The sequence below is a fragment of the Halobacillus litoralis genome (genome assembly GCF_004101865.1).
In the GTDB taxonomy this organism is placed as follows: Bacteria; Bacillota; Bacilli; order Bacillales; family Halobacillaceae; genus Halobacillus; species Halobacillus litoralis_A.
On record NZ_CP026118.1, the window covers coordinates 3,534,389 to 3,548,817 of the forward strand.

Here is a 14,429-nt window from a genome sequence, read left to right on the forward strand (position 1 = left end):
TTGCAGTAGAAATGCAATTCGTTATAATGATAAGGGTACAATAATAGGTAGAAAGTGGACGAATATTGCGCAGGCAGAAGATCTGTCGTATGATTATTTTATTGAATAAATATGTACGATGGGATTTGACGAAGGAGGATGCAAGATGAATGTAACGATATATGATGTAGCGAGAGAGGCAAGCGTTTCTATGGCAACGGTTTCCCGTGTAGTAAATGGGAATCCTAACGTAAAACCCGCAACAAGAAAAAAGGTCCATGATGCGATTGAGCGGTTAGGTTACCGCCCGAATGCGGTGGCGCGTGGATTGGCGAGTAAAAAGACGACAACGGTGGGAGTGATTATCCCAGATATCTCCAGCATTTTCTTTGCTGAACTTGCTCGAGGAATTGAAGATATAGCAACGATGTATAACTACAACATTATCCTGAGCAACTCAGATCAAAATAAAGATAAAGAACTTCACTTGATTAATGCGATGCTTGGCAAACAAGTAGATGGTCTTATCTTTATGGGCGGTAATATAACAGACGACCACATCCGTGAGTTCAAGACTTCTTCTGTGCCGATCGCTCTAGCTGCAACGGTCGATGAAACCCAAGAAACACCTTCTGTAAACATCGATTATAAAGAAGCTTCCTATGAAGCTACCCAATTATTAATTGATCATGGTAACAAACGTATAGCATTTGTGGCAGGACCTGAAGATACAATCATCAATACAGACAAAATAGCAGGATTTAAAAGTGCTATGAAAAATAATGGCCATGAATCACCAGAAGATTGGATTGTACAGGGTGATTACTCTTATGATTCTGGTTTAGAAGCTTTAGATCAAATCCTGGAAATGAAAGAAAAGCCCACCGCGATTTACGTATCTTCTGATGAGATGGCTCTTGGTGTTATCCATGGTGCTCAAGATAAAGGAATCCGTGTACCTGAAGATATCGAAGTTTTCGGCTTCGATAATACACGACTGGCGACAATGGTACGCCCCACTTTATCCACGGTTGTTCAACCGATGTATGATATCGGTGCTGTAGCTATGAGATTATTGACGAAGTTCATGAACAAAGAAGAGGTAGAAGAACAGAACGTAATTTTGCCGCACCGAATTATCGAAAGGAACTCAACTCAGCAGAAATAGTACCGATATAGTAAGTATAAGGTACTTGTTCGAAACTGAGGAGAGAGTAGAATGACAAAAAAAGATATTTTGACTCCAGTAGGAATTACCGTCGGATTTGCCATGGTCATGTTTGGTATCATGGCAAATGCGGGTTTCGGAGGCATTACGTCGTTTATTCAAGCGTCATCGATCATCATCGTGCTCGGTGGATTGGTCGCAGCGATTCTTGTTAACTTTAATGTAAGCGAAGTGAAGTTGACTTTCCGTGTTACTAAAGAGGCTTTCAAGGAAAGCGAGATGAATTTAAGGGAATTGATCACTTTGTTCGTCACTCTATCGGAAAGGGCGAGAAGGGAAGGATTACTGGCTCTTGAAGCAGAGTTGGAAGACGTAGAAGACCCTTTCATAAAAAAAGGTATTTTGCTTGCTGTCGATGGCATTGAACCAGAGGTCATCAACGACATCATGAAAGCTGAAATCGTCGCAGTTGAGGAACGCCATCAAAGAGGCCGGGCGATTATTGAAAAGGCTGGAGAGTATGCACCTGCTTGGGGAATGATCGGGACCCTGATTGGTTTAGTTCTGATGTTGCAAAGCTTGTCCAACCCTGAAGCTTTAGGTCCCCAAATGGCTGTAGCTTTGCTAACGACATTTTATGGAACACTGTTAGCCAATCTTGTGTTTACACCTCTAGCTGGGAAATTAGAAAATAAAACCTACCGGGAGATTTTTATTAAACAAGTGATTATCGAAGGTGTTATTGGTGTACAGTCTGGTCAGAATCCTAAAATCCTTGAAGAAAAATTAAGTGCATTTTTATCCGAAGAGGATAAGAAAGTAGTAGAGGAAGAGCAGCAGGAGGATTCCTTGGGAGAGACCGCCAATGAAGCTTAGAGGAAAGAGGAAAGCCGATAAAGGTGCTCCTAAATGGATGACTACATACGCAGATATGATCACTTTAGTCCTCGTTTTTTTCATTCTTTTATTTTCCATGTCGCAAATCAATCTTGTTAAATTCGAAGCTATTGCGGAATCCTTCCGTAACAGAATGATTTTTGATTTTAATCCTTCTGCAGTAGAAAGTGATTATCCGACAGAGCAGACGAAAATACAGGAAAACGGTGAAAAAAATAATGAGTTTGAAACACCAGCCAAAGACCCGGACAATATGGCTGAAAAAGAAAACCGTGAAGAAGAAGTTGAAAATCTAGAAGAATTGAAACAAGAGGTCGATCAATATTTGAAAGAAAATGATCTCAGTGATATTATTTCAGCTACTCAATCTGAGCGTGGAATTATTCTTGTCCTTGAAGAACAGTTATTGTTCGAAACAAGTGAAGCCGAGATTTTGGATGGAGCAAAACCATTTTTATCTAAAGTAGGTAATCTGCTGATGAACATTCCGAACTTTGTAAAAGTTGAAGGTCATACAGATAATAGGCAGATTTCAACTTTCCGATATCCCTCAAACTGGGAGCTATCCGGAGCCAGGGCCAGTAGTGTCATCAGGTATTTAACAGAGAATACAGAGAATCTCGCTCCAAAAAGATTTACCGCTGTTGCATATGGAGAAACCAGACCTGTAGCACCGAACAATTCTGAAGAGAACTGGAGCAAAAATCGAAGAGTTGAAATAGTGATCTTAGATCCAGAATATGAAAACTCGACACCATAAAAGAGACTGGGATATTAGAATTTCCCCACTAGAAAACCCGAACAATTTTTGTTCGGGTTTTCTTTAATGCATACGCTGCTCCGGCAACTTACTTCGCTTTCTGCGGGCCACGGCCTGAGCCTCGTGCTGTTCTCGCAGGAGGCTACGTATGTTGCCTACGCCTCATTTGATCCATTCCACCCTAATGTTCGGCTTTTCCAATGGCAATTATCTTTTGTCCCACCCTCTTTATTTTTCCCACAGGGTTCTAGCTTACCAGTGTGGGATGTGCGTTTTTACAATAGGATTGTTGCGATTTTAGTCGCTTGTCAGTGGGGCCAAGCGCTATGATTTTTATTTTACATAGAATTGTATTTTTTCTGGTTGTGGATTAACTGCAAAGCTTTTTCTAATAGCTTCTCATTCTTTTCTGTAATCTCTTTTCGCCTTGGGATTGGGTGACAAGCATCTGGAGGGTCCTCCCATGATGTAACCAAAGACACAGGTGCTTTTTTCTGCCATTTGTTAACCCATACTTCTGGTAAATCCCCTTCAAAAGGAGTCTGATCCACCATCACTTTCCAAATTTGTGACCAGGCACGTGGGACGACACGCCAGATATCGTATCCTCCACCACCAAGAGCTATCCACTTTCCATCACAGTATTGGTGGGAGAGCTCATGAGCAATTCGCGGAATTTGCTCATAAATCTTCATAGTGGAACAAAGGTGTGTGAGTGGATCCAAAAAGTGAGCATCTGCTCCGTTTTGGGTAATGATCACGTCCGGTTTGAAGAACTCTACAATTTCCCTGAAAGCGGATTCATAGACATGTAAAAAAGATTCATCTTCTGTAAATGCATCTATAGGTAAATTAAAAGAATAACCATACCCTTCTTTCAGCCCTCTTTCGTTCACATTTCCTGTACCAGGGAATAGATAACGGCCTGTTTCGTGAATGGAGAAAGTGCAAACATTCGGGTCATCATAAAAAGCCCATTGCACGCCATCACCATGGTGAGCGTCAGTATCCACATACAGCACTTTATAGTCATATTTTTCTCTAATGTACTTGATGCCTACCGCTCCATCATTATAGATACAGAAACCAGAAGCTTTCCGCTCGAATCCATGATGCAGCCCTCCGCCAAGATTTAATGCATGCTGCACCTTTCCCTCTAGTACAGCATCAATCGCAGAGAGTGTGCTTCCTACGAGCAGCTGTGATGCTTCATGCATGCCTTTGAACATTGGTGTATCTTCAGTTCCGATTCCGTATTCCATTCCTTCTTCTTCTGATAACATCCCCATGCCCGCTTTTTTCACTGCCTGAATATACGGTTTGCTGTGTGCTAGCGCCAATTCATCTTCTGTGGCCAATCTTGGTTTGATCATATGTTGCTGCTCTAAAAAACCAGAAGCGTCCAGCAGTTCTTTTGTCATGACGACCCGCATCTGATTGAAAGGGTGATCATCACGAAAGCGGTAGTTTGTAAAATCATTGGAATAAACAAAACCTGAATGACAACTCATGATAGCATCCCTGGCATTTTTGGCCACAATACTTCATAGCCCTCTGATTTTAAATCCTCAATCGTCGGGAGCGGGTTCATTGTCTGAATACGGACAACAATGATTTTATACTTAGGATCAGGTTTATAAGGATAAATAAGAACAGAACTTATATTCACTTTACGTTTACCGAAGACTTGGGTAACTTGTGGCAGTATCCCGGGCCTGTTGATGACCTTCACTTCGATTTGAGAACTTTGAACGTGGGTTCCTGTTAACTGGATCAGGGTGTAAAGCATATCTTTTTCAGTAATTATTCCCACAAGTTCTTCATTCCTCGTGACTGGGACACAGGCAATCTCCTGTTCATAGAAAATTGAGGCCACTTCTTCTACGAAATCTAAGGGATGTACAGTAGTAACAGGAGATGTCATGATTGATTTGATTGGGTTTTTCAACTCTTCAGGATCTGTATCTTCTTCAAAAATTGAAGGGCTTGCATCTCTTACATCCCTGTCTGAGACAATTCCAATGACATGTTTTTTTTCATCAATGATGGGGATGTGGCGGATGTGATGTTCATTTAGAAGCTTTAGTGCCGTCCCTATTGTTTCCTCCGCGGGAAGGGTAATGACTTTATCTTTCATGATTTCTTCAACTAACATTCAGTTACCTCCTTGTCTCACGATATTGATGCCTTGTTAGAAAGCGTAATCTATCAAATTCCTCAATAGAAGATCCTGTAACATGCTTTCCGATTTTAACCATCAAGCAATTTGCGGGGTGGGATATAATTTCTGGATCATCTGTAGGGGAAGGGGTCAAGCCACCAGCAGCCATCATTTTTTCCATCACTCTCCGATAATCCCATATGTTCAGTCCGGTACCTTTTAAATCCCAGTGCCAATAATATTCAGTAGATATAATAATGTAATTCTCCATGTATTCGTCTCTCATTGTCACTTCTAAAAGCCGCGAACCGATACGATATCCGCGAAAATCAGGGATTACTTCGATCGCCCCAAGTTCAATAAGGTCCTCCATGTTGCCTTCAGACCACCGCTCTAGAGGATCTGGATGGAGGTAGGTGACATATCCGATGATATCTTCATTGTTTCTTGCAATAATTATTCTTCCTTCTTCAAAATCAGCGATCCCCTTGATTGCCTCGAATTGTTTTTCAGCAGGACGGAAAGCAGTCAGCTTTTCATTGAATGTATATTGGGAAAGCTCTTCAGCAGATAATGGACCTTCGACTATCACTGGTCCATGCTCCGTGTCAAATGCTTCAAAATGATAGATTTTTTCATGATTCATTCAGTCACCACCTGAAAGAGATTATTAGTAATAAAGGTTCAATTTTCTCCATTATACATTAAATTATATGATTTTAAATTCGCTGATAAAAATAAAACTCCGATCGTTGAACGATCGGAGTTTTTAAATTTGTTATTCTTCATCTGTATTTGAATCACTTTCCGTATTTTCTCCTGAGCTATTAGCTTCGCTATCGGAGTTACCTCCAGAACCGTTACCGCCGCCGGATCCGCTTCCAGAATCATCACCGGAGCCATCATCGCCCCCGGACCCGCCTCCAGAGCCATCACCGGAACTGTCACCGTCGCCGGCCCCGCCTCCAGAGCCATCACCGGAACCGCCATCGCCGCCGGACCCGTCTCCAGAGCCATCACCGGAACCGCCATCGCCGCCGGATTCGTCTCCAGAGCCACCGGAATTATCGCTCCCAGAATCATCATTTGAGCTGTCATTATCCGATTCATTTCCTGAACCACTACTCCCATTTGAAGCTGAATCATTCCCTGAGCCATTGTCAGACCCAGAATTTCCGTCAGAACCGTTATTATCTTCTGAAGGCTCTGGTTCAGGCTCAGGAGCATCCGGGTCTCCTACTGTAGCTGGATCTGATAAGGCTGAAGATTGTCCAAAGTAATCGACTGCTCTGACTGCATATACACCTTCACCACCGGAATAGCTGATGGCATTGTCTACAGTACTTCCAATTAAAGAATAGGAGCCACCAGGTGTTGAAGCGCGATATACGCGGTAACCTACCACATCGCTGCTTGCAGACGAGGACCAGCTAATGGAAGAACCACTAGTTGAAACAGATCCAGGAGCTGCAGGAGCTTGCCCATCGTTATCTATCGATGTAGCTGTCGAACCGATAGATCCTGTTGAAGGAAGGGCAACATTTGACCATGCTCCGGAATTCGGCAAGAGCTCTCTTAGCACTTCAGGGCTTGTGTAGCCATTCTCTTCAAGGAATTCAGGGCTTAACGTTACACCGCCACCATCGAGGATGAACTCATTCGGAGTGTTAGAGCCAGCCACAACAAGCTGATCTTTCACTCTCACGAAATCGCCGCTAATTAAGCTGTCATCGACTTTGCTTGGCGCATAGTCAGCATCATAAATATCGCTTTTTGCAAGCCCAACAGAGGAGCAAAGATCTGACGCAAGCAGACCAGAGGTTGCACAATAAGATCTTGTCACCAAGCCTCCAGGGCTCTCGAAGTTATCACTTGGGACCATTAATTCTGGTCTGATCTCAGACACTGCATTGACCACATCTGCCCATAAACCTTGTGTTCTCGCATTGTAATTCAAGTGCTGCATATTACCTTCTGCAAATCCTGTCCACATACCCACTGTGACATTCGGGTTGGTAGCTACGAACCAGGAGTCTCTTGTATATTGTGAGGTCCCTGTCTTACCTGCCCAATCGACGCCGCGATTTGCGAGTAAACCTGGGACCCTTGAGCCTGTTCCATATTCCAGAACATCCCTCATGACGTCAATAGTCAAATAGGCTGCCTGTGGGCTGTAAACTTCAGTTTCTTTCACTTCATGTTCATAGATGGTTTCGCCATCGTTTGTTTCAATTTTTTCAATCATATAGGCATCGACGAATTTCCCCATGTTGCCGAAAGTGGCATACGCATTCAGGTTTTCCTCGACCGTTATACCTCTCGTAAGGCCACCAATGGCCATGGATTCGTTTGTATAATCGTCACCAACTAAACTACTTCCCATATCCATTTTCACTAAATAGTTCTCCACTGGTTTTTCATTTCTAATTTCATTGTATTGTTTAACGGCGGGAATGTTGTAAGAATTCGCTAACGCATACCGTGCGGAAACAAAGCCGCGATGGTTTCTCGAGAAGTTACGGACTTGAGTACCTGCATTATAATAATATGGGACGTCTGCTATAACCGATCCTGGTTGAGCAGCCCCCATATCAAAGCTTGGACCATAAACGAGTAACGGCTTCATCGTACTCCCGTTTGAACGGCGCGCCTGTGTTGCGTGGTTCATAGATTCTTCTTCAAAATCATAGCCGCCGATAAAGCCATGGATTTTACCTGTTGAATTTTCAATGACCATGCTACCTAATTGAAGGGGAGTATCCACTTGTATTTCTTCACCCTCTGCATTGAAGGCTGTTTTCTGCCCCAAGGCCAGTTGTTTTCAGTATAGGAATCTCTGACCTTATTCATAACTTCATAGACTTCTTTATCCAGCGTAGTGTGGATTTTGTATCCTCCGGAAGACAGTTCCCGTTCCACGAGGGTAGCATATTCTTCCTGTAAGGCTTCATCTTTGTCCAGATCTTCTTGTGTATGTCCGTTTTCTTTCAATAAGTAGGCTTTAATGTGTTCTTTAGCTCTACTCTGTACTTCCTGGTTGATAGCAGGATATTCCCCGATAGCTGTTGCTTTAGGATCAGCTAAGGTTTCCTCGTTGATCTTGAATTTCATAGCCTCATCATATTCAGCCTGAGTAATATATTCGGCTTCCAACATGCGGTCTAGTACTTCATGCATTCGATCGATACCATCTTCAAGATTCTCTTTCTCTTTAATTGATCCATTGTTGTTGAAAGGTGTATATCCGAATGGTGATTGCGGCAGGCCCGCGATATATGCTGATTGGGCAAGGTTCAATTCACTCGCATTCACCCCGAAGATTCCTTGGGCTGCAGTCTGGATACCAGCTACGTTTTGTCCGTTGGCATTTCTGCCGAAGGGAACAATGTTCAAATATGCCTCAAGTATTTCTTCTTTTTCTAAGAATTTTTCTACTCTTAAAGCAAGGAGCATTTCTTTTGCTTTACGTTCAAAAGAAACTTCATTAGTTAGAATTTGATTTTTAACTAATTGTTGAGTTAAGGTACTCCCGCCAGTTTTGACAGCTGAGTTTGTCACTTCTTGCACGACAGCTCTCATAACCGCTTTAGGAACAACACCTTTGTGCTCTCCAAAATTCTCGTCTTCTGTCGCTATTACAGCATTCTGCAAATGTTCACTGACTTGTTCTAGTTGAACTTCTTCACGATATAGGTCTGAACTGACATCACCAATTTCTGTTTCGTCCGTAAAATACATTGTGGATGTTTCAGCGTAATTGTAAATCGTCTCTTTCATTTCTTTTTCGCTTGTGACCGGCTGGTCTTTTACTAGTGAAGCGAAATAGCCGGCTCCGACTCCGCCAGCGAAGAAAAGCCCGACAACACCAATGATGATAAAAAATAAGATGACGTTCCAAATGACATCATAGGTGATGCGGGTCTTCTTCTGGATGGATTCGTCTTGCCAAAGAGACCGGAAATCCAATTTATTTCGACCTTTCTTCTTATTATTAGACATGATAATACCTCCTAAAAATCCATCAATATTATAACACAACGGGGAAAGATAGGATATATAACCATCCTCAGAATTTGTTGCTTTTTTATTTTGGATATGATAAATATAGTACATAGTTGAATATGCGTGCGTTGAAAGATTGAAGTAGAGAACATTTCCCTGCTACAGAGAGCTGACGGTCGGTGGAAGTCGGTGCAAATTTGTTTTTGAATTACGACCTGGAGCAATCTTCTGGTGTGAATCAGAAGACGGTGTGATAGCCGTTATCGATACAAGTGGCACATATATTGTGCAACAAGGGTGGTACCGCGAAAAGACCTCGTCCCTTTTTATGGGGAAGAGGTCTTTTTTTCGTCTTCTGACTGAAGGGACTATTCTCGTATTTTCATCTCCAAGGTTCCCTGCAACCATAGCTCAACATATAGGAAAACGATAAGAGGAGTGGTCAGAATGGATTTGTTAAAAGATTTGCACCAGCGAGGTCTGGTCAATCAGATTACAGATGAAGAAGGTTTAGAAAAGCATTTAGATAGCGGCCAAGTCACGCTCTACTGTGGATTCGATCCAACAGCTGACAGTTTGCATATCGGACATTTACTCCCTATTTTGATGCTGAAAAGATTCCAACAGGCAGGACACCGACCTATCGCTTTAGTTGGTGGCGGTACTGGCATGATTGGTGATCCAAGCGGGCGATCTACGGAGCGTCAATTGAACAATGCGGAAGTCGTTCACGATTACAGCGAAAGCATCAAAAACCAGCTTGCAAAAATCCTCAACTTTGAAGAGGGGGACAACGCAGCTGTAGCCAGAAACAATCATGAGTGGTTGTCACAAATGACCATCATAGATTTCCTGAGAGACACCGGCAAACATTTTGGGATCAATTACATGTTAGCTAAAGACTCTGTAGAATCGAGAATTGAACAAGGAATCAGCTTTACTGAATTCTCTTATATGATTCTTCAATCATTAGATTTTCAGCAACTTCATGAAAAAGAGAACTGTACCCTTCAAATAGGGGGGAGTGACCAATGGGGGAACATTACAGCAGGTTTGGAATTACTGAGGCGATCAGCTGCTGGGGAGCAAGAAGTAGATGCATACGGTTTGACGGTTCCATTGATTACGAAAGCAGATGGATCCAAATTCGGAAAAACAGCTGGCGGTGCGGTATGGCTGGATCCTGAAAAAACCTCTCCTTACGAGTTTTACCAGTTCTGGATCAATGCCGACGACCGCGATGTCATCCGCTTCTTGAAGTCCTTCACTTTCCTAAGTCTAGAAGAGATTGCAGAGTTAGAGAAGGAAGTGGAAGCACAGCCTGAAAAACGGGTTGCTCAGCGTAGGTTAGCAGAAGAAATGACAGAGCTTGTCCATGACAAGGAAGCGTTGAAGCAAGCAGAGCGTATTTCTGAAGCTCTATTTAGTGGAGATATAAAAGCTCTTTCTGGAGAAGAAATTGAGCAAGGGTTTAAGGATGTACCTGCTTACACCTCTGAAGTGAAAAATCCTCAACTTCTTGATTTGCTAGTTGAAGGTGGTATTTCATCCTCTAAGCGACAAGCTAGAGAAGATATCGGGAATGGTGCAGTATATATCAATGGAGAACGCAATCAGGATTTGAAGCACACGATTGGAGAACAGGATCGAATCGAAGACCGTTTCACTATAATTAGACGTGGCAAGAAAAAGTATTTCCTAATTAGATTCCAATAAAGGTTTTACTGGTGATCGGTTTGGAAGCACACTTTAGAATATGGATATTTTCATACTATATAAAGGGGCGTTGGCAAACTACTTGTTTCCCAACGCCCCTTTTCACTCTAACGAAATTACGAACTGGTCCGCTCATTGTCGAATGATATCATCCATAGAAAAAGAAAAGCCCTAGAAATGTAAGTGGACCTACATTTCAAGGGCTTTATTGTATCAATTAAATATCTTACTCTATTAACGGGAGTAGAATTCAACGATAAGGTGTTCGTTGATTTCGGAAGGAAGCTCTGAACGTTCAGGAAAACGAGTGTACGTTCCTTCACGCTTGTCTTCGTCGAAAGTGAGGTATTCAGGTACGAAGTTGTTTACTTCGATCGCCTCTTCTACGACGTTAAGTTTTTGAGATTTTTCACGAAGGCTGATCTCTTGACCAGGAGCTACGCGGTAAGATGGGATGTCAACGCGACCACCATCTACTGTTACGTGACCGTGTGTAACTAGCTGACGCGCTTGGTTGCGTGTACGAGCTATACCAAGACGGTAAACGATGTTATCCAAACGGGATTCAAGAAGGATCATGAAGTTTTCACCGTGGATCCCTTTCATGTTACCCGCTTCTTCAAACATACGACGGAATTGACGCTCAGTCAAACCGTACATGAAACGAAGCTTTTGCTTCTCTTGTAGTTGAAGACCGAATTCGGATAGTTTTTTACGTTGGTTTGGACCGTGTTGTCCAGGTGCGTAAGGGCGCTTTTCAAGCTCCTTACCAGTTCCGCTTAAAGAAATACCATAACGACGAGATTTTTTCCAGGTTGGACCTGTATAACGTGCCATAGGAATTTCCTCCTTTTTATTTTATTTTGCATAAAATAAAAACAGTGTGTTCCTTCTTTCATTGCTCATTATGTTTTCATGCACCTTCGCCCCAGCAGCAGAGAGTTACGCGATGCACCTTCGATAGTGAAGGAACAAAATGAAAACAACGACGGTTCACATAGGCTGCCATTTATTTTACACAAGGACCATTATAATTTTATATAGACCTTAAGTCAAGAGGATAAGCGATGTTTCTTCCAAGCTATCACCTTAATTCAGGGCAAAGGGATCGTTTTTTAAGCGAATTGGAAAAAATTCCATTAATATGGTCGTTCAGATGATTAAAGTCATGGTACAATATACTCAATAAGTTTGTAAGGGAAGATAGGTGAATAGAATGATTGTAAAAAACTTTATTGAACAGCGAATTCAAAAAATTCAAAGTCAATTATTCGAGTTACTCACAACCGAGACACCTTACACCTTTGAACAATTCATTGTCAATCTTTCCATAGAAATGGAAGAAGTAGCGGATGCCCATTTCAGTGCTATTTATTTTTTGGATGAATGGAAAGGCCATTTCCGGTTGTACTCGGAAACTTCTCCAGGTCACCCATTTTTACGTAATCACTTTTCTTTAGATGATCTCATACATCCAGACTCTGACTCTCTCAGCTCAAAGGAAGTGGAACATATCATACGTTCAGGGGATACAACGATGGATTTGTCGATCACATCGCTTGGGTCAGGGAAGAAGATATTTGGGTTCTTAGTCTTAGGGTTCGATCAACTTCCTTCTTTTGGAGAAGGATTGTTTAAGGTCCTTTCTGATGAATTGACGAAATGTATTAAAAAAGTCGAAGGTCTATATTCGACTCTTGAAGAAAAGAAGAAGTATGAGTTGCTTTATAAAGTTACTTCTCAATTTCATTCTTCTATTGATACAGATGGAGTTTTGAATGAAGTGATTGAGACTTTGAGGAAGGTATATCCTGATTTTCAGTATTACCTTTTGTTATCGCAAGATTATACAACTGATAAAGACTTACCGGTCCGTGAGCTTGCATACGATATGGATCCATCTTCAAAAGCGAGTATACAAGCTTACATGAAGGGTGAAATACAAATAGAAGATCGCCTTCAAGAAAAACAATCGTATTTATACGCCCCGTTGAAAGGGAAACAAGGGATATATGGGGTTTTACAAGTGGTCGCACCGAGCTATTTATATTTTCCGAGAAAAGATATAGAATTTTTTCTGCTTATTGCAAATACAGCAGGTAACGCACTTGAGAACGCTCAACTCTATCAACAATCAAGAAAACTTAATGATGATTTACAATTGATCAATTCTACTTCTCAAAAATTAAATTCAAATATTCGATTAACTGAAAAGATAAGTTTTATGGCTTTCAAAATCGAGCAATCGTTCCATGCCCATGAAGTTGGTTTCCTCACATGGAATGAGGAACAACCTGATTATTATGTACTTGAAGGAAGTTCATCTTTTTTCACTTCAAAGCAGTGCACCTCTTTGGTCAAACAACTGGAAAAAATGGTGGAAGATCAGGATGAAGCACTGTTCATCGGCGATTTTAAGAATGAAATGACGGAGGAATACAGCCCTTTCAGATCAGTGATGGCAGTGCCGATGACGGATCATGAACATATAAATGGTTTAGCCATCGTGCTTCACAAAGAACCATATTTTTTTACATTCGAATCATTCAAACTTCTGCAATCACTGGTCCATCACTCGACACTCGCTTTTGCCAATTCTATGCTGAGGGAAAAGCTCGAGAAAGCTGTGATCACTGATTATTTGACAAAATTACATTCGAGAATCCATTTGGATGAATGTGTAGAGAAGCATATCGAGGATAGTCAGGAAGGGCATTTGATTCTTTTTGATATTGATGATTTCAAACTGGTTAATGATACATATGGTCATCAAATCGGGGACGAAGTCATTTGCCAGGTGGCGGACGTCATTAAGGATAACATTGAAGGAGTCGGAATAGCAGCCCGGTGGGGAGGGGAGGAACTGGCTGTATTCTTACCGTTGATTTCAGCCGAAGAAGCACATGAACTGGCTGAAAGGATGCGAAAAAAAGTTGTTGTCAATACTCATCCTTCTGTGACAGTTTCTTGCGGCCTGGCTTCTTGGAATATCTTAAAGAGTATGCCTGACCGAAAACAGATTGTTCAACGAGCGGACCAAGCTCTTTATAAAGCTAAAAATTCTGGTAAAAATAAATTGGTCGTTGCGGAAGAGTATCGCAACTCTTTTTAAAGAACTAAAACAGCCCGATTCCAAGGTATATGAAGGAAGAGGCTGTTTTTAATTTTTACAAATGCTTTTGCAGGGTTGTGACAAAATCAAGCAGTTTTTCTTCATCGATTTCGTCAAATCTGCCTTTAGAAGGACTGTCTATATCTAAGACACCATAAATCTCTTTATCCTTTAAGATAGGTATGACTATTTCTGATTGACTTGCGGCATCACAAGCAATGTGCCCTGGAAAGGCCTGAACGTCTTCGACTCTCTGGACACTTTGCTCAGAAACGGCTGTCCCGCAAACTCCTTTGCCAGATGGAATTCTTACACATGCAGGCAAACCTTGGAACGGACCAAGCACCAGTTGATTTTCTTTCCATAAGTAAAACCCTACCCAATTCACATCTTCTAAGAATTGATTCAGTAAGGAAGAAGCATTCGACAAATTAGCAATGGCATCCGGTTCATCTTCAATGAGGGCTTTCAATTGTTTGATCAATAGACCATAATTTTCTTCTTTAGTGCCGGTATAGGCAGATGATTGAAACATATTCATACCTCCTGATTTTGCGTGATTCGACAGGTGTTCGAAATTCATGTCGGTATTTGATGGACGATTATAGGCAGGAAATCCTACAAAAACAGAGAA

The 14,429-nt window shown here is 41.8% G+C and carries 12 protein-coding genes and 1 other annotated feature; of the genes, 5 read left to right on the forward strand and 7 right to left on the reverse strand.

What is annotated here, in order from left to right:
• Window positions 1–145: 145 nt before the first annotated feature.
• Genes ccpA through motS form a run of 3 tightly spaced genes read left to right on the forward strand, consistent with a single transcriptional unit; the run spans window position 146 to window position 2,804 of the window.
• A complete protein-coding gene (ccpA, locus tag HLI_RS17460) occupies window positions 146–1,147 on the forward strand; it encodes a catabolite control protein A (protein WP_128526189.1) in 1,002 nt (333 codons plus the stop codon).
• 51 nt (window positions 1,148–1,198) lie between these two features.
• Window positions 1,199–2,023 carry a flagellar motor protein MotP gene (gene motP, locus HLI_RS17465; protein WP_128526190.1) on the forward strand — a complete coding sequence of 275 codons (825 nt, stop codon included), beginning with the start codon at window positions 1,199–1,201 and terminating at the stop codon, window positions 2,021–2,023.
• Window positions 2,013–2,804 carry a flagellar motor protein MotS gene (motS, locus tag HLI_RS17470; RefSeq protein ID WP_128526191.1) on the forward strand — a complete coding sequence of 264 codons (792 nt, stop codon included), beginning with the start codon at window positions 2,013–2,015 and terminating at the stop codon, window positions 2,802–2,804. The genes motP and motS overlap by 11 nt, the downstream gene beginning before the upstream one ends.
• A gap of 338 nt (window positions 2,805–3,142) precedes the next feature.
• Here the strand turns inward: motS and HLI_RS17475 are convergent, their stop codons facing one another.
• The 5 genes from HLI_RS17475 to HLI_RS22035 form a co-directional block, all read right to left on the reverse strand.
• The gene (locus HLI_RS17475; protein WP_128526192.1) at window positions 3,143–4,315 is read right to left on the reverse strand and encodes an acetoin utilization protein AcuC; all 1,173 of its coding nucleotides are present in this window, start codon (window positions 4,313–4,315) and stop codon (window positions 3,143–3,145) included.
• Window positions 4,312–4,959, reverse strand: coding sequence for an acetoin utilization AcuB family protein (locus HLI_RS17480; RefSeq protein ID WP_128526193.1), 648 nt, complete (start codon window positions 4,957–4,959; stop codon window positions 4,312–4,314). Before HLI_RS17480 ends, HLI_RS17475 begins: the two co-directional genes overlap by 4 nt.
• A 4-nt stretch (window positions 4,960–4,963) precedes the next feature.
• Window positions 4,964–5,611: a GNAT family N-acetyltransferase gene (locus HLI_RS17485; protein WP_128526194.1), complete on the reverse strand. Its 648-nt coding sequence runs from the start codon at window positions 5,609–5,611 to the stop codon at window positions 4,964–4,966.
• Between the two features lie 132 nt (window positions 5,612–5,743).
• The gene (locus HLI_RS22030) at window positions 5,744–7,774 is read right to left on the reverse strand and encodes a transglycosylase domain-containing protein (RefSeq protein WP_241655881.1); all 2,031 of its coding nucleotides are present in this window, start codon (window positions 7,772–7,774) and stop codon (window positions 5,744–5,746) included.
• Window positions 7,708–8,964 carry a transglycosylase domain-containing protein gene (locus tag HLI_RS22035; protein WP_241655882.1) on the reverse strand — a complete coding sequence of 419 codons (1,257 nt, stop codon included), beginning with the start codon at window positions 8,962–8,964 and terminating at the stop codon, window positions 7,708–7,710. Before HLI_RS22035 ends, HLI_RS22030 begins: the two co-directional genes overlap by 67 nt.
• Window positions 8,965–9,086: 122 nt before the next feature.
• Window positions 9,087–9,294 (forward strand) — a binding site (T-box leader).
• 120 nt (window positions 9,295–9,414) lie between these two features.
• Here HLI_RS22035 and tyrS point away from each other — a divergent pair.
• On the forward strand, window positions 9,415–10,683 hold the full coding sequence (gene tyrS / locus HLI_RS17495; RefSeq protein ID WP_128526195.1) for a tyrosine--tRNA ligase: 1,269 nt from the start codon (window positions 9,415–9,417) through the stop codon (window positions 10,681–10,683).
• A gap of 234 nt (window positions 10,684–10,917) precedes the next feature.
• On the opposite strand, the gene rpsD is transcribed toward tyrS, so the two are convergent.
• Window positions 10,918–11,520: a 30S ribosomal protein S4 gene (gene rpsD, locus HLI_RS17500; RefSeq protein ID WP_128526196.1), complete on the reverse strand. Its 603-nt coding sequence runs from the start codon at window positions 11,518–11,520 to the stop codon at window positions 10,918–10,920.
• Window positions 11,521–11,899: 379 nt separating this feature from the next.
• Between rpsD and HLI_RS17505 the strand changes: the two genes are divergently transcribed.
• Window positions 11,900–13,795 carry a sensor domain-containing diguanylate cyclase gene (locus HLI_RS17505; RefSeq protein WP_128526197.1) on the forward strand — a complete coding sequence of 632 codons (1,896 nt, stop codon included), beginning with the start codon at window positions 11,900–11,902 and terminating at the stop codon, window positions 13,793–13,795.
• A gap of 55 nt (window positions 13,796–13,850) precedes the next feature.
• Here HLI_RS17505 and HLI_RS17510 read toward each other — a convergent pair whose 3' ends face one another.
• Window positions 13,851–14,330 (reverse strand): GAF domain-containing protein, encoded by a 480-nt coding sequence (locus tag HLI_RS17510; protein WP_128526198.1) that lies wholly within the window; start codon window positions 14,328–14,330, stop codon window positions 13,851–13,853.
• Window positions 14,331–14,429 lie beyond the last annotated feature (99 nt).